Genomic DNA, 15,884 nt, shown 5'->3' on the forward strand with positions numbered 1-15,884 from the left:
GTGGTCGTCGCCTGACCGCCCGGCCTACCGGGCGCCGGCCCCCGTCGTCCCGGTCCCCACCGGCCGGGCCGCGGGCTCGCGGGACCCGCGGCCGTCCCGGTGCGCGGCGATGGCGTCGGCATACCACTCGGCGGTGCGGATCGCGGTCCGCCGCCACGTGAAGTGCTCGACCGCCCGTTCGCGGCCGCGGGCACCGAGACGCCGGCGCAGCGCCTCATCGTCGAGCAGCCGGCCGATCGCCGCCGACAGCGCACCCGGATCGCCGGGCGGCACGTGCAGCGAGGCCAGCCCGTCCGGGCCGGTCACCTCCGGCAGTGCGCCCGCCGTCGTCACGACCAGCGGGATCCCGCACGCCATCGCCTCCACCGCCGGCAGGGAGAAGCCCTCGTACCGGGACGGCACCGCCGCCACCGTCGCCGACCGGAACAGATCAGCCAGTTCATCGTCGGAGATCCCGGACACGAACCGCACCGCATCGTCGAGGCCCAGCCGGGTGATCGCCCGGGCCGCCGGGCCGTCCGGCCGTGCCGAACCCACCACGACCAGCTCGACGTCGTGGTCGGCGCGCAGCTTCGCCACCGCCTCGATCAGCTCCGGCAGTCCCTTGAGCGGCACGTCGGCGCTGGCCACCGAGACCACCCGCGCCCGTCCCGTCGCGTCGCCGGCCGGGCTCGCCGTGCCGGGGGCGGGGCAGAACGTGTCGACGTCCACGCCGACCCCGATGACCCGCAGCCGTTCGGCGGGCACCCGGAACGCCTCGACGATCTCGTCCCGAGCGGCCTGCGACACCGTCGTCAGCCACGGCAGCCGCCGGGCCACCCGGCCCTGCATGCGCGTGAACGCATACCACCGGCGCAACGACAGCCGCCGCTTCCAGTCCGGTGCCGCCGCCAGCTCCAGGTCCCGGTCCACGGTGATCGGATGGTGGATCGTCGCCACCAGGGGGGTGCCGGTCCGGCTCAGAGGCAACATCCCATACCCGAGGCCCTGGTTGTCGTGCACCACGTCGAACTCGGCCAGCCGCTCCCGCAGATGCCGCCACGCCCGCAACGAGAACGTCAACGGCTCCGGAAACGCCCCCGTGCACATCGCCAGCCATTCGAGGACATCGATCCCACTCTGGAATTCGGACCTCTTCGGCGTACGGAACGGGTCGGGCTCGCGATAGAGGTCCAGGCTCGGCAGAACCGTCAGGCCCACCCCGTCGTCCAGCTCCGGAAGCGGCGGCCCCGAGAACACCTCGACCTGATGCCCGAGCCGGACCAGTTCCCGCGACAGATGCCGGACATAGATTCCCTGCCCCCCACTGTGCGGTTTGCTCCGATACGACAGGAGGGCGATGCGAAGAGGCGCGGAGATCACCAGATGACCCTAAGAGGCAGGAACCAGATGATCACTAGTGTTTCGGCCTGAGGATTCGATCACTTTACGAAAATCAGAAACATTTTGCCCCGGTACGCCCGTCGCGTTCCGCACCGTGCCCGCCCTCGCACCGTCAGTGATCGCCGGCCGGCCGTACCCCTGCCGGCTCACGACCGCCGCCGGGCACCGCTGTCCAACGCTGTCCAACCCCGGCCGGCATCACGGGAGACCGTCGATCCCGTCGCGTTAACGTCCGCCCGCTGGAAGGACAGGCGAGGGGGGAATGGCCGTGCAAGGTAACAGGATCCGCCGGGTCGCCGCCGTGCTCACCGGATCAGCGGTGCTGCTGGCGCTGGGGGCGGTGCCGGGACAGGCGTACACCGGGGAACACAACGACGTCGAGAGCCGGAAGCGGCAGGCCACGGCGACCGGCCCGGGGACGGCCCGGCCGGCACCGTCCGGCACCGCACCGGGCGCCGGCGACACGGTCCGGCTCGTCGTCGGTTTCGACGAGGCAACGAGCGTGTCCGCGGCGGCACGCAGCCTCGGCGCGGCCGGGGTACGTGCCGCCGACAGCGCACCGCTGGCGAAGCTGGGCGCGCACACGGTGAGCGTGGCCCGGTCACGCAGCGCGGAGGTGACGGCCGCGCTGCGTTCGGCGCCGGGCGTCGCCTACGTGGAGGTGGACACCGGGGTGCGGGCCGACGCGGTCGTCCCGAACGACCCGAAGTGGTCGGACCAGGGCGAGTTGCGGCAGATCACGGTGCCGGACGCGTGGAGCCTCACCACCGGTGCGGCAGTGACCGTCGCGGTGATCGACGGCGGCGTCGACGCGTTCGGCGATCTGAGCGGGGCCGTCCTCGACGGCCGCGACTTCGTCGGCAACGACCCGATCGCCAACGACGAGAACGGCCACGACACTGCGGTGGCCTCGCTCATCGCGGCCCGGGGCGACAACGGGGCGGGCATCGCCGGCACCCGCTGGGCCTGCAGGATCCTGCCGGTCAAGGTCCTCGGTCCGGAGGGTGACGGCAGCATCGCCACCACCGCGGCGGGCATCGTGTACGCCGCCGACCGCGGGGCGAAGATCATCAACGCTTCGCTCGGCACCTCACAGAACCTCATGGTGCTCCGCGACGCGGTGGCGTACGCCCAGAGCAGGGGCTCCCTGGTGGTCGCGTCCGCGGGCAACGACGCGGTCCGCACGTCGCACTACCCGGCGGCCTACCCGGGCGTCATCGCGGTCGGTGGCACCGACGAGACGAGCGACGTCTTCCTGACGTACGACCCGGGGACCTTCGAGATCTACGGATCGAACTACGGGCCGGAGTGGGTGGACGTCGCCGCGCCGTGGTGCACCGTCGCTGCCGACTGGGAGAGCAGGGGCTACGCGGACTTCTGCGGCACGTCGGCGTCGGCCCCGCTGGTGGCCGGGACGATCGCGCTGATGAAGTCCCGGCACCCCCGCGCCACCAACACGGCGCTGGTGCAGAGCCTGACGCGGACCGCCCGGGCCACCCCGACGACGGGCTTCACCCGGTTCGGGGAGATCCGCGCGGGACAGGCGGTGTCCGGCGTGGACACGACCGCGCCGCGGATCACCGGCGCCACTCCGCGACAGTCGGCCCGGTTCCGGGGCGCCGTCACCGTCGGCGCTACCGGCGTCTCCGACACCGGCAGCGGTGTTTCCCACGTCGCTCTGTACGCCGACGGCCGGTGCGTCGGCCGGGACACCACCGCCCCGTACGCGGTGCGGTTCGACGGCGGCCGGCTCAACCGTACGGTCGCCCTGCAGTGGCGGGTGTACGACCGGGCCGGCAACCAGTCCCGTTACGACCGCAAGGTGATCGCCGACAACCGCGGCCCGTCGGTGACCATCGGCACGGCCCCGCGCAACGGGGCGAAGGTGCGCGGCACGGTCACCGTCAAGGTCGGCGCCAACGATCCGGCCGGAGTCGCCCGGGTCGAGATCCTGATCAACGGCAAGGTCGTGGCGAGGGATACGAAGGCCCCGTGGACCTTCAAGATCAAAGTCGGGGGGTGCGGCAAGAAGATGACGGTACGGGTCCGCGCGGTGGACCGGCTCGGCAACGTCACCACCGGCGGCGCACGCACCTGGAAGCGCTGACCGCAAGCTCCACGAAGGAGCGGGCCGGGGCCCGACGGTAACGTCACGGCTCCGGTTTGGTCTCCCGGCCCGGTCTCCCGGTTTGGTCTCCCGGCCCGGCCTCCCCCGGAAGCCCAGCAACGGCTGTACCGCACGATGTTCAGCGGCCGGCCCCGGTGGGGCGGCCGTCGGGCAGGCGCGCGGCTTGCTTCAGCGAAACAGCCAGCGCTGGTTGGTGCCGCCGGTGCAGGCGGCCACGATCACCGCATTGCCCGGGCGAGCGCCCCAGAAGGGGTCGGTGAGGCATCGGCTGTTCGCCGCATTCGTCAGGGTGCCGTCGCTGAGCAGCCGCCATTGTCCGGTGGTGCGCCCGTCGCACCCGGTCAGCTCGACGGTGCCGTCGCCCACCAGGTAGGCGCACATGCCGAGCACTTCGAGCGTACGGTCGGCGTTCAGTTTCCAGCGCTGGGGGCTGGTGCCGTTGCAGTCGTCGATGTGGACGTCACCGCCTTCGGATGCTTCACCGCCACGCAGATCCAGGCACAGGCCGTTGCCGGTGACGAGAAGCCCGCTACCGGTCGCTATCGGACTCGGTACCAGATCGATCGGGGCCGCCGGCGCCACCGGGGTGGTGCTGCCGGATCCGCCGGTCGGCGACCCGGCTGACGGATTCGCCGAACTCGCCGGCGGCGCGGACGTCGTCGCCGACCGGGTAGGCCGTGTCGACTCGGTCGCCTCGCCGACGATGCCCGGCCCGCTGCCGTTGCTGTCGCCGTCGGCCACGCTCGGAGACTGACTCGGCGTGACACCCGCCGATGTGGCCGGCCCGACTACGGCCGGCAGTGACTGCCCCGGCGAGGACGTCCAGCTCTCTGACGAGGCATCGGGTCGCACCAGCAGGTACCCGGCAACCGTGGCCACCGCGACCGCCCCGGCGCCGATCAGCAGCATGCGCCGCCGCCGATGTGTCTCCGGCCTGCCGTGTCCCGGCGCGCCGCGTCCCGGCTCGCCGGCCGGAACCTCGGGAACCGTCGGCAGCAACTGGGTCGGCGTCTCTCCGGCCCGCTGCTCCACCGGCCAGGTCGACGCGGACGAAGGTGGTTCCTGCCGGGCACCGTCCGGTAGAACGAACGGACGCACCAGCAACGGATCACGTTCGTCGCCCACTTCGCGTTGCCACCCCCGGGTCTCGGCACCGGTGCCCCAACTTACCGTCATTCAGCGACCGGTGTGGGTCCTGTCCGGTCGATGGTGGTCGTTCTCCGCCCTCCCAGGACCGACTCCGCCCCCTCTACCCAGCCCGCGATTCCCGTCGATGGTCAACCCGCCATCGGAGCATCGCGCCCATCCCAGCCTCACCCCCTGCGGCGGTGGAGAAAGCGCCCAGCCGCACCCACCGCGGCGGCAGGGCCAGCGCGCCGCCCCACTCACTGCCGCGGTGCGGAGAGCGCCCAGCCGCACCCACCGCGGCGGCGAGACGAGCGCCCAGCCGCACCCACCCCGGCGGCGAGACGAGCGCGCAGGCGCACTCACTGCGGGGATGGGGGAGTGCCCAGCCGCGCTGACTGCGGGGGTGAGGAAGGGGCCAGGCGCTCCCACCGCGGCGCCGGGCGAGCGCCCAGCCGCACCCACCCCGGCGGCGGAGCGAGCGCCCAAGCGCCCGAGCAGCCCGACTCCGCGCTGCGGAAGGTAGCGCAGGGGGTGTGCAGATCTGTCGGTCGTGAAAGACGAGAGCGTGACTCCCGATGGCCGTTCGAACGGAGCGCAGTTCCCGGCGGCCCGGAAAGGCGGGAGCGCGGACCGTGCCGGTCGTGCAGGCGCAGTGTTGCTGCGGTGGCCTTGCAGGCGGCAAGGCGGGTCTTGGCGGCGGTGCACCGGAGATGCGGCTGTGACGGCCGTGCAGGCGGGAACGCGGGTGGGCTTCGGCAAGCCGTCCCAAGCCGAGTGCGGCCCCGCGGCCGTGCGGAACAGAACGTGTCTGCTTCGCACGGCCGGGGAAGCGGCCGGCTGTCAGGACTTCCAGAAGGCGCGTTTCGGCGTGGCCTTGCCGGCGGCGAACTCCTCCAGCACCCGGATTGCGGCCGCCCACCTCTCCTCGAGTGGGGCGTCGCCTCGAAGCAGCGCGACCAGCTCACGAACCGGGTCGAGTGCGGTGTCGGTGAACGGCTCCAGCAGGACGGCGAGGCGGCTGACCAGGTCGTCGAGCAGGTCTCGGCGGTCGAGTGACGGCTGACCGGCGGCCTCGTGCAGCCGGGAGACCTCGACTGCGGCCAGCTCTCGCAGTTCGTCGATCGACAGCCCGTCCGCCGGGACGGAACGGCGTGCCTTCCCCTGGGCGGGGGAACCGGCCGCACGGGAGCGTCCCAGCATGCCGGAGAATCCGCGGGTCACCGGGCCGGCGGGAACCGCCCCGTCGGCAGCGCGGCCCGGCTGGGCGGGAGGCTGTGGCCCACCACCACCACCGTGGACTGGCGGAGATGACATGTCGGCACGATCGGCTTCGCCGAACGACGGGGGTGACCACCCGGCGCTTTCCGGTGCCGCAGAGTCCTCGGCGACCGCGTCGGGGGCGGCCCCACGCTTGGCATGGGGCGGGGCGAAGCCGGGCCGGCTCGGCGCCGGCGTGCCCGGGACCGGCGCGCCCGGCGGGGGCATCGGCGGCATGGCGACCGGCCTGGCTGCACCGACCGCACCGGGGAACGGCGACGACGCGGCCAGGAAGTAGGGCGCCGGCGCCGCGGGAGCGGGCGTCTCCCATCCGGATGGCATCTCGACCGGTTGGGTGACCTTGCGGGTCTGACCGCCCTCGTTGACGACGCGGGCGTCGACCGCCACGAAGGCGGTGAACCGGCAGAGCACACCGAAGCGCAGCGACGTGCCGATGATCTCGGTCTCCAGCGAGTCGTCGCCGGCCGCGTACGCATCTTCCAGATCACGCAGGCGGGCTCGCGCCCACAGGGAGGTGACCGCGGGCTCGGAGCGCCGCCGCAGCGCGACAGTGGTCCGGAACTCCTGGTCGTCGCGGGTGCGCCCGGTGACGGTGAGCGTGCCGTCGGGGGTACCGGTGTACCGGCCGGTGATCACGAGTGGCACCCCCGGGTAGAGGCCCGGCAGGCGGGCGGGGCTGCGCGTGCCGTCGAGCGGCGTGAACCCGTCACCGGTGACGGCGAGACCGGTCACCACCGGCGCCCCGATCCGCCGGTGGATCTGCTCCATCGCCTCGTCGAGGCGGTCCTCGCTCTCCACCAGCTCGGCGCGGCCGGCGCCGATCGCGGCGAGACGGCCGAGGAATCCGGCGTTGACCGCCCGGTCGATACCGACGGTGTGCACGCGGATCGCGCCGATCAGGGGCGTCACCTGCTTGACGATCTGGTCCTCGTTGCCGACCTGACCGTCGGTGACCAGGACCAGCACGCGGTCGCGGCCGGGGCTGTCGGCCAGCAGCGCGAGACCCGCGGTGAGAGGGCTGAGCATGTCGGTGCCGCCGCGTGCGTCGGCACGGGCCAGGTGCTCGACGGCCCGGTAACGATGCCGGTCGGTGGCCTCGACCAGGCCGGAGTCGAGGCCGGACGGCCGGTCGACCTCGTGGTCGAAGGTCAGCACGGCGAAGCGGTCGTCGGCGGTCAGGGTGTCGATGACGCGTGCCGCGGCCCGGCGGGCGGCCACCATTTTCCAGCCGCCCATGCTGCCGGAGCGGTCCAGCAGGAGGACCACGTCTTTCGGGCGCGGGGTGGCGGCGGGCGCCGGCGGCAGCACCACGAGCTGGTAGGTGCCCTGCTCCCCGTCCTCGTCGGGCACCGCCACGGCCGACTCGGCGCCCGGCGCATACGTCAGGCGGAGCACGAAGTCGCGGTCGGCCCGCTCGCCGGGTGCGATACGCAGTGTCCCGTCCTGCTCGGTGACGGTGTGCAGGCTGGACCGGACCTCGCCGAGCTCGAGCCCGGCCGGGTCGATGTCGACCCCGATCGACAGTCGTAGCGGGTTGGGGAAGCCCGGCAGCAGGACCGGGGGGGAGATGCGCGAGGCGTCCGGCACGGCGTCGGTGTCCTGCTGCTGACCGTCACCTGCGGACGGGCCGGACAGCGGGACGCCGGGCACGTAACGCGGTGCCACCACCAGCGGGAAACGGAAGGTGGCGGCGCCGTCCTCATACGCCAGGGGGCCGACCAGCCGCAGGGCAACGGTGACCCGCTCGCCGGGCAGGATGTTGCCGACCCGCATGGTGAAGACGTCCGGGCGTTCCTCCTCGGCGATCGAGGCCCGCTGACCGGCGGCGACGGCCTGGTCGTAGCGCTCCCGGGCGGCACCGCGCTCGTGCAGCTCGGCGGTGACCACCCGGTCGGCGGCGGACATCGTCATGCCGGTGACCGCGGCCCGGTCGGGCAGCGGGAAGACGTAGGTGGCCTCCAGCGCGGTGTCGTGGGTGTTGACGAACTCGGTGGTGAGCTCGGTGCGGACCAGGAGGCCGCTGATGGAGGCGCGCACGTCGAGACGGTCCAGCGGCAGGTTGCCGCGGTCGGTGAGCAGCGTGCCGAAGCCCGCGCCGGACACCTGGCGGTGACGCTCCAGCTCTGCCGATCCCATCGGGTTCACGGAAATGATCATGCGGTTCTCCCATCGGTGAGCCCGCGGGACGCGAGCAGGTCGAGCAGAGGACGGGCTGCCGCGGCGATGTCGTCGCGGTCGAGGTAGGTGGTGTGGCGGGGCAGCAGCAGGATCACGCCACCGCCGAGGGGGACACCGGTGATCAGCGGCAGCGTCGGCTGCGGCGGTGGGCCGATCGCCTCGAGGGCGGCGGCCAGCTCACGGCGGGCTCTACCACTGCGCGGCTCGGGTTCGCCGGCGTCTGCCGGGGAGACCTCAGCCGAAGCGGCAAGGTCGGCGGTGGGGGAGTCGAAGGCGTCGATGTCGAAGGAGAGTGCGTCCGGGGCGGCGGGGGTGGCCTTCCAGAACGGGGGCCGGGGCCGCTGCGGAGCCGGGGACGGCTCACCGGTGCCGAGCACCGGACCGGGCACCCGCGCGACCGCGGCGAGCGTCTCCTCGGAGGCCCCGGCCAGCTCCTCCTGGATCTCGGCCAGCGTGCGCCCGGCTGCCTGCCGCCGCTTGATCGCGACGAGTTGCAGGAGATGACGCGGCCCGTAGAGAACCGTGCGCCCACGCGTGCCGAGTGGCCGGTCGACCAGGCCGATCGTCGTATACCACCGGATCGACCTGCGGTCGGGAACCTCCCGGACGCGGCCGTTGGGGGCGCCCGGGTACTCCGCGGCGAGTGCCGCGCTCACCCGCTCGACCAACTGCTCCATCGTCCACATGCCCCGACAATGACACTGTCATCGTGACACTGTCAATGGCAGAATGGAATCTGCCCGCCACGCGGGGTGCGGTGGCGGGCAGATCGGCGGGACGCGGGTCTATGCGGCGGGTTCGTAAGGCTTGCCGTCGACCATCAGGGTGTAGGGGGCGTATTGGGTGACCGTGCCGGTGGGTTCGTCGTAGGTGACGATCGCGACCACCTTCGAATAGTGGCGCAGCTTGGCGTGGCGGGCGAGCGGCATCACCTTGGCCTTGCCTTCGGCCAGCCCGACCAGGGTCACCTGCCAGTGGTGCACCGGGGTCGGGTGGATCTCGGTCGGCGACTTCCACCCCTCGACGCTGTTGTCGCCGACGGCGGTGGCGCCCACCTTGACGTCCTTGACGTGCCACCCGCCGACGCTCACGGCGCTGTCGCTGACGTAGCGGAAACCCACGAGCAGGGACTTCCCGGCGTGCGGCTGGAGGTCGTAGGAGAGGGTGACGTCCGCGGCCTTGCCGGTGATCGCCTGGCCCAGCGGCCCCTCGACCGTGCGGTCGCCCTTGATCGCCCGGTATGTCTTGCCGCCGTCGTCCGACACCGTCACGTATCCGTAGTCGAAGTTCTCCTCCAGGCCGTAGGACGTGGTGAAACGCAGGACCGGATCGGTGTCCGGCACGTCCACCCGCCGGACCGCGGTGGCGTCGGTGTCCGGGGTGTTGCCGGAGAAGAGCATGCCGGCGTCGGTCGTCCAGGCCAGCGGCACCGGCGGCAGCGACGGCGCGCCCTCGAAACCGACCGTGTGCCAGTCGCGCGGCAGCCGGACGTAATCGGCGCCGTTGGGCGGCGCGCCCGCCCGGCCGTACGCCGAAGGGTTGTCCAGGTTCACCGTGGAGCGCAGGCTCCGGGCGGTCACCCGCTGCCGGGGCATGCCCTTGACGACACCGCCCGGCTCACCGGCGACCTTGTCGACGAGCGTCATCACCTGGAAGTCGTGCAGGATGTCGTACAGGTCCTCGCCCTCCGGCAGGGCCGCCGCGACCGCCTCGAGCCCGTGGTTTTCCTTGTCCAGGTGCAGCCGGGTGAGCAGCTCCCCGCCGAACCGGTCGTGGAGGTAGAGCATGAGCTGATAGGTGATGCCGTAATCGGCGAGGACCTCGTCCGGCTCACCCTCCGACCACAGGTTCAGTGAGTTGGCCGGTCCTCCGCAGTCGCGCGGGTTCGGGTTGTAGGCGGCCTTGACGATGCCGAATCCCTGGTAGCAGATGAGGTGGTTGTCGAAGCCACGGTGCGTCACGCCGAGGGCCGTCTCGGAGTAACCGGTGAGCCGCTGGGCGTAATCCGCCATACCCTCGCTGATCCACACCTCCTCATCCGGGTCGGTGTAGTACGTGAGCAGGTGCTGCCACTCGTGGGCGAAGGTCGACTCGTACATCCGGGGGCGGGCCGGTCGGCTGACGCACGGATCGTCGGACGGTTCGTGCTGCGGGTCGGTCCCGGTGCGATGCGCCCAGTCGTAGGCGTCGATCGTGATCACGTTCCGGTCGAAGAGTTCGTTGAACTGCTCGGAGAAGAAGCCGGAGATGTAGGTCTGCCGCTTCGGGAAGTCGAAGTAGTTCTCGTCGCGGATGTTGTCGACCAGTGTGACGGTGCGGTTGCCGGCCCCGGTGAAGTCGCCCGCCAGACCGGGGCTGGTGCCGCTGCGGTCCGGCGGGGTGCTGAAGGCCTTGGTCTCGCGCGGGAAGATGACCTCGTCGAACTCGTGGATCAGCGAGGTGACCTGCGCGTCGGTGACCTCGGTGGCGTTCTTGCGGCAGTCGTCCTCGGGGAAGGCCAGGTCATTGGCCACCCACACCTCGATGTGCTCACCTACGCCGCGCAGTGTGTAGTCCTTGCGGTACACATCGCCGTCGATCGAGTCGAGCCCGGCCCAACTGCGGACGGTTCCCACGTCGGGGGTCTGCACCGCGCGACGGCCGCTGGGCCGGGGCTCGTAACTGGGAACCGGGAGCGGCTCACCCTCGAAGGTGAGCCGGTCCAGGTCCGGTTCGAGGGTCTCACCCTCGAACGGTGGCGCCGGGGCGGTCGGCGCCGGGTGCGGGACGGTCGGTGGCGCGGCCGATGCCGGACCCGCAGATAATGGGATGCAAGCGGTGATTGCCGCGAAGGTGGCAAATAGGGTACGCGTCACGTCTCGGGACGCTACCGCCGATCGTCGGATCGTGACGCCAACACCGGCCGTTGTGGATCAGGAAACCTCCCGGCGGAGCACCCGCACCGCCCCCAGGACCAGTGGAAGGACCACCCAGACCCCGGCCGAGACCGCGAGCCGCGCCCACTCGCCGGAGGTCATGTCCGGCTCGGTCATCGCCTGCGAGGTCACGTTGAGGTCCAGCCACTGCGACGCATCGGCCAGCGCACGGATGCTGCCGCCCAGGATCGACCACACCATCGGCAGGGCGAAGAAGATGACGATCGCCAGCGGCGTGTTCAGCAGCAGGGCGCCGAACGCGTTGCCCATCAGGACGAACAGCACCTGCAGGAGCAGGCTCTGCCAGATCAGCGACGGGTCCAGGCTCCACGATCCGTCACCGCCCACCGCCGGCGCTATCAGGTTGGCCCCGGCGGCCAGGACCGCGGTGGCGGCCGTCGCGGCGACCGCGATCAGGGCACCCGCCGCGACCTTGGCCAGCAGCACCCGGGACCGCGCCGGCACCAGGGTGAAGGTGGACAGGGCGGTCCGTTGCGACCACTCGCTGGTCACCGACAGGATGCCGAGCACCGGCAGCAGGACCGCCGACGGCACCAGGCCGAACGTGTACAGCGCGGCGAACGTGATCTCGCTGTCGTCGGCCCAGCCCAGCAGGATCGCCGACGTCGCGAGCGTGGCCAGGCCGATCACGATCAGCAGCCACATCCCGGCCCGGGTGTCGGCGAGTTTACGCAGCTCGACCAGGGTCAGCCGGGCCATCGGCACCGGTGCGGCGGCGGCCGCCGGCACGGTTGCCGGTGTCACGTCGGTGGTCACGCTCATCGGTGTGCTCCTTCGGGTCCGGTACTCGCGGTCAGGCGCAGGAACATCTCCTCGAGACCCCCGGAACCGGCCGGGCGCAGCTCGAGCAGCACCACCCCGGCCGTGGCGGCGGCCTGGCCGATGGTCTCCGGATCCGTGGGCACCAGGACACTGCCGTCGGCCGACCGGGTGCCGGTCAGCCCCATCCGCTGCAACAGGGCGTCCAGCGCCGCGGGATCGGTGGTGCGCACCATCGTCCCGGCGGCGCCGAGCAGGGCCTCCTTGTCGCCCTGGGTGAGGATCCGGCCGTTGCCGATCACCACCAGCCGGTCGGCGACCACCTCCACCTCGCGCAACAGATGCGAGGACAGGAGGACCGTGCCGCCCCGGTCGGCGAAACCGCGCAGCAACCCGCGCATCCAATGGATGCCCTCCGGATCGAGGCCGTTGGCCGGTTCGTCCAGCACCAGCACCGCCGGGTCGCCGATCATCGCGTACGCCAACCCGAGCCGCTGCCGCATGCCGAGCGAATAGGCCCGCACCCGCCGTTTCGCCGCCGTGCCGTCCAGCCCCACCCGTGCCAGCCGCTCCGGCACCCGTGCCGTGTCCAGCCCCATCGTGATCGCCGCCAGTGCCAGCACCTCCCGCCCGGTACGGCCGGCGTGCTGGGCCGACGCGTCGAGCAGCACACCGATGTGCCGTCCAGGGTTGCCGAGCCGCCGATACGGCACGCCGGCCACCGTGGCCCGGCCGGCCGTGGGCGGGGTCAGACCACAGATCATCCGCAGCGTGGTGGACTTGCCGGCGCCGTTCGGCCCGAGGAAGCCGGTCACGGTGCCCGGCTCACAGGTGAACGACACGTCGTCGACGGCACGCTGTGGCCCGTACGTCTTGGTCAAATTCTCCACCGCAATCATGCGAACCAGCCTGCGCGGAGGGCGGCACCCGCCGCGTCGGCCGAGAGTCGATGCCGCAAAACCTTGGTATATGCGAAGCATCGACTTTGGTCGGTACCGGGCGGCGATCGCCCGCCCGTAGAGTCGACGGCGTGGGAGTGTCGTCGCCGGAATACCGCTGGCTGTGGCCGTCGGCGCTGGCCGCGGACCCGGCCGGGCCGCTGGCCGCGCGCCGGTCCACCCGTGACTGGGCGGTCGACAGCCTCTGCTTCCTGATCGGTCTCGGCTGCACCGTCTGGATCACCGCCGAGATGCTCGACCCCGGTTCCGCGACGATCAAGGACTGGGGGGCGACGCCGACCTGGCTCACCGTGACCGACGCGGTGGCCGGCACGATCGCCGCCATCGGCCTCTGGTGGCGGCGCCGCTTCCTGACCGTTCTGGCCGTCTACCTCCTGCTGCTCACGACGTTCTCGATAGCCAGCGGTTTCACCCTGCTGATCGTCGTGTTCACCGTCGGCGTGCACCGGCGGTTCGCGGTGCTCGCCGGCTACGTGGGGCTGGTCGTGACGGCCAACGCCGTCTTCGCCGCGGCCCGGCCGGAGGGTGGCTTCGGTTACTGGGAGGCTTTCGGCTGGGGCGTGGCGTCGACCGTGTTCGCGGCCCTGTGGGGCATGCTCGTCCGCGGCCGGCGGCAGCTGATCGTCACCTGGCGCGACCGGGCCGAGCGTGCCGAGTCCGAGCAGCGTCTGCGCGTCGCCCAGGCCCGCGTCCTCGAGCGGACCAGGATCGCCCGGGAGATGCACGACGTCCTCGCCCACCGGATCTCGCTGCTCAGCCTGCACGCGGGCGCGCTCGAGTTCCGGCCGGACGCACGGCCGGAGGAGATCGCCGGAGCGGCCGCCGTGGTGCGTTCCAGTGCCCGCCAGGCCCTTCAGGACCTGCGGGTGGTCATCGGGGTGCTGCGCACCGGCCAGCCGGAGGACGAGCCGAACCCCGAGCGACCACAACCCACCCTCAACGCGCTGCCCGCCCTGGCCGACGAGTCCCGGGCCGCCGGCAGCCGGGTCCGGCTGGAGATCGCGCCCACCACGGATTCCGTCCCCGCGGCGACCGGCCGTGCCGCGTACCGGATCGTCCAGGAGGGCCTCACCAACGCCCGCAAGCACGCGCCCGGAGCCGCCGTGCGCGTCGCCGTCGGCGGCGCGGCAGGCGAGGGTCTGACCATCGAGGTGCGCAACCCGATGCCGATCACGGTTCCGGCTCTGCCCATCCCCGGTACCGGGATGGGCCTGATCGGTCTCGCCGAACGCGCCCTGCTCGCCGGCGGGCACCTCGACCACGGCCGCGTCGACGACGATTTCGTGCTCACCGCCTGGCTGCCATGGCCGGCCTGACAGCCACCGGGCGGGTGCGCGGCGGCGACGAGAAGGAAGAACGGGGTGGCGGCGGAGATGGGCGGACCGGGATGAGTGTGGTGCGGGTGCTGATCGTGGACGACGATCCGCTGGTGCGGGCCGGGCTGTCGATGATCCTCTCCGGCGACGATGTGGTGAACGTGGTCGGCCAGGCCGCCGACGGGGCCGAGGTGCCCGACGCGATCGCCCGGCATCAGCCCGACGTCGTGTTGATGGACATCCGCATGCCCGGTGTCGACGGCCTGGCCGCCACCGAGGCGCTGCGCCGCCGGCCCGGCGCTCCCGAGGTGCTGGTGCTCACCACGTTCGACGCCGACGAGTTCGTGCTGCGTGCGCTCCGTGCCGGTGCCGCCGGGTTCCTGCTCAAGGACACACCGCCCGGCCAGATCCGTGACGCGGTGGTGCGTGTGGCCCAGGGCGAGGCCGCCCTGTCGCCGAGCGTGACCCGGCAGCTGATCGCGCATGTCGCCGCCGCGACGCCGGCCGCGCCCGGCCCCGATCCGGGCCGCGGCCGTGCCGAGACCCTGCTGGCCAGGCTCAGCACCCGGGAACGTGAGGTGGCGCTCGCCGTCGCGCAGGGCCGTTCCAACGCCGAGATCTCCACCGAGCTGCACATGTCGGTGGCGACGGTGAAAGCCCACGTCTCCCGAGTGCTCACCAAGCTGGACCTGAACAACCGGGTGCAGGTGGCGCTCCTGGTCCACGACGCGGGCCTGGCTTGAGAGGGGCGTCCCGGAAGCGATCCTCGATACGGCCCGGCGGGGAGATCAGTCCAGGGTCTGGGTGATCTCCGCGCGGCCGGCGGTGAGGACGAGCCGGCCCCGGGCTCCGTTGACCAGGGGAAGGTAGGGCGCGACATGACCGCATTCGACATCGGCGACGATCGGCACACCCAGCCCGCCGAGCGCGTCGAGGACCGCCTCGGTCTGCGTCAGGTTGCCGGTCGACGGAGCGGCGGTACGCCCGACGATCACCGCACGGGCGTCGTCGAAGAAGCCGTTGAGCCGCATCCCGTGCAGGTTCCGGCAGATCGTCGCCGCATCGTCGCCGGCCGCCTCGACGTAGACGAGCAGCCCGTCCGGGGCGAAACCCGACGTGTCGGCATAGCGGGTGCCGGCCAGATTGCACAGCGTCTCGATGCACCCGCCGATGAGCCGCCCCTCGACGTCCACGTCACCGGGCCCGTCCAGCCTGGTCCAGCGGCCCTCCGCGTCCAGGTCGAACTCGTCGACCCCGGGGTTCGTCCGGTAATCCACCCAGCCCTTGTCCCGGAAACGGCCGGGCGACGTCTGGGTGAAGGTGTCCCCGGGTGCCATCGCCACGATGTCCAGCCAGGACGACAGACCGGCCGGCGGACGGTACGGAGTGTCCATCAGATTGTTGCCGTGCACCGTGGCCACCCCGGTGAGCAGCGTCAACGGCGTGATGATCGTGGCCATGTCGGAGTAACCGACGAGCCATGTCGGCTCGGCCGCACCGATGGCGTCCCAGTCGAGCAGCGGCAGCAGATCGATCGCGGTCTCCCCGCCCCACGGCGGCACCACCGCTCTGATCGCCGGGTCGGTCAGCATCCGGGTGAGTTCTGCGGCGCGCTGGGGGGCCGGGGCGCTCACATGCCGGGTGCCGTCCATGCATTCCCCGACGACGACCTCGTACCCACGGCTCCGCACCGTCTCGACGGCGACCTGCAGCCGCTGCCGCATGCTCTCGTCGACCCCGCTGGACGGCGAGGTGACGCCGACCAGGTCGCCCGGACGCAACGGTGATGGATACCTGATGGTCATTTCAGTGATCATGG

General features: G+C 72.0%; 11 protein-coding genes. 3 read left to right on the forward strand and 8 right to left on the reverse strand.

Annotation, left to right across the window (positions count from 1 at the left end; genetic code table 11):
* Window positions 1–24 precede the first annotated feature (24 nt).
* On the reverse strand, window positions 25–1,362 hold the full coding sequence (locus BC793_RS25985; RefSeq protein ID WP_109596672.1) for a glycosyltransferase family 4 protein: 1,338 nt from the start codon (window positions 1,360–1,362) through the stop codon (window positions 25–27).
* A gap of 289 nt (window positions 1,363–1,651) precedes the next feature.
* Here BC793_RS25985 and BC793_RS25990 point away from each other — a divergent pair, with 289 nt between their 5' ends.
* Complete coding sequence (locus tag BC793_RS25990) at window positions 1,652–3,490, forward strand: S8 family serine peptidase (protein ID WP_158319366.1); 1,839 nt, start codon at window positions 1,652–1,654, stop codon at window positions 3,488–3,490.
* A 189-nt stretch (window positions 3,491–3,679) separates the two neighbouring features.
* On the opposite strand, the gene BC793_RS25995 is transcribed toward BC793_RS25990, so the two are convergent.
* The 6 genes from BC793_RS25995 to BC793_RS26020 all read right to left on the reverse strand — a co-directional run bounded on the left by BC793_RS25995 (window position 3,680) and on the right by BC793_RS26020 (window position 12,689).
* Entirely contained in the window at window positions 3,680–4,636 is a 957-nt protein-coding gene (locus BC793_RS25995; protein WP_158319367.1) for an RICIN domain-containing protein, read from the reverse strand.
* A gap of 843 nt (window positions 4,637–5,479) precedes the next feature.
* Window positions 5,480–8,074 (reverse strand): VIT domain-containing protein, encoded by a 2,595-nt coding sequence (locus tag BC793_RS26000; protein ID WP_109596678.1) that lies wholly within the window; start codon window positions 8,072–8,074, stop codon window positions 5,480–5,482.
* The gene (locus tag BC793_RS26005) at window positions 8,071–8,781 is read right to left on the reverse strand and encodes a MerR family transcriptional regulator (RefSeq protein WP_109596680.1); all 711 of its coding nucleotides are present in this window, start codon (window positions 8,779–8,781) and stop codon (window positions 8,071–8,073) included. The genes BC793_RS26000 and BC793_RS26005 overlap by 4 nt, the downstream gene beginning before the upstream one ends.
* 99 nt (window positions 8,782–8,880) lie before the next feature.
* Window positions 8,881–10,950 carry a M6 family metallopeptidase gene (locus BC793_RS26010; protein WP_109596682.1) on the reverse strand — a complete coding sequence of 690 codons (2,070 nt, stop codon included), beginning with the start codon at window positions 10,948–10,950 and terminating at the stop codon, window positions 8,881–8,883.
* Between the two features lie 57 nt (window positions 10,951–11,007).
* Window positions 11,008–11,793, reverse strand: a complete 786-nt coding sequence (locus BC793_RS26015; protein ID WP_109596684.1) for an ABC transporter permease — start codon at window positions 11,791–11,793, stop codon at window positions 11,008–11,010.
* Window positions 11,790–12,689, reverse strand: coding sequence for an ABC transporter ATP-binding protein (locus BC793_RS26020; protein WP_109596686.1), 900 nt, complete (start codon window positions 12,687–12,689; stop codon window positions 11,790–11,792). The genes BC793_RS26015 and BC793_RS26020 overlap by 4 nt, the downstream gene beginning before the upstream one ends.
* A gap of 131 nt (window positions 12,690–12,820) precedes the next feature.
* Between BC793_RS26020 and BC793_RS26025 the strand changes: the two genes are divergently transcribed.
* Both BC793_RS26025 and BC793_RS26030 read left to right on the forward strand, forming a co-directional pair.
* The gene (locus BC793_RS26025; RefSeq protein WP_239169911.1) at window positions 12,821–14,065 is read left to right on the forward strand and encodes a sensor histidine kinase; all 1,245 of its coding nucleotides are present in this window, start codon (window positions 12,821–12,823) and stop codon (window positions 14,063–14,065) included.
* A 71-nt stretch (window positions 14,066–14,136) separates the two neighbouring features.
* The gene (locus BC793_RS26030; RefSeq protein ID WP_109596951.1) at window positions 14,137–14,808 is read left to right on the forward strand and encodes a response regulator transcription factor; all 672 of its coding nucleotides are present in this window, start codon (window positions 14,137–14,139) and stop codon (window positions 14,806–14,808) included.
* A gap of 45 nt (window positions 14,809–14,853) precedes the next feature.
* Here BC793_RS26030 and BC793_RS26035 read toward each other — a convergent pair whose 3' ends face one another.
* Window positions 14,854–15,870 (reverse strand): S66 family peptidase, encoded by a 1,017-nt coding sequence (locus BC793_RS26035; protein ID WP_109596690.1) that lies wholly within the window; start codon window positions 15,868–15,870, stop codon window positions 14,854–14,856.
* Window positions 15,871–15,884: the final 14 nt, after the last annotated feature.

The sequence above is a fragment of the Actinoplanes xinjiangensis genome (genome assembly GCF_003148685.1).
Taxonomy (GTDB): Bacteria; Actinomycetota; Actinomycetes; order Mycobacteriales; family Micromonosporaceae; genus Actinoplanes; species Actinoplanes xinjiangensis.

Coding starts and splice junctions, on each gene's coding strand:
- BC793_RS26005 (WP_109596680.1), bottom strand. CDS start 8,781: ATGTGGACGATGGAGCAGTTGGTCGAGCGGGTGAGCGCGGCACTCGCC.
- BC793_RS26035 (WP_109596690.1), bottom strand. CDS start 15,870: ATGACCATCAGGTATCCATCACCGTTGCGTCCGGGCGACCTGGTCGGC.
- BC793_RS26030 (WP_109596951.1), top strand. CDS start 14,137: ATGAGTGTGGTGCGGGTGCTGATCGTGGACGACGATCCGCTGGTGCGG.
- BC793_RS26020 (WP_109596686.1), bottom strand. CDS start 12,689: ATGATTGCGGTGGAGAATTTGACCAAGACGTACGGGCCACAGCGTGCC.
- BC793_RS26000 (WP_109596678.1), bottom strand. CDS start 8,074: ATGATCATTTCCGTGAACCCGATGGGATCGGCAGAGCTGGAGCGTCAC.
- BC793_RS26015 (WP_109596684.1), bottom strand. CDS start 11,793: ATGAGCGTGACCACCGACGTGACACCGGCAACCGTGCCGGCGGCCGCC.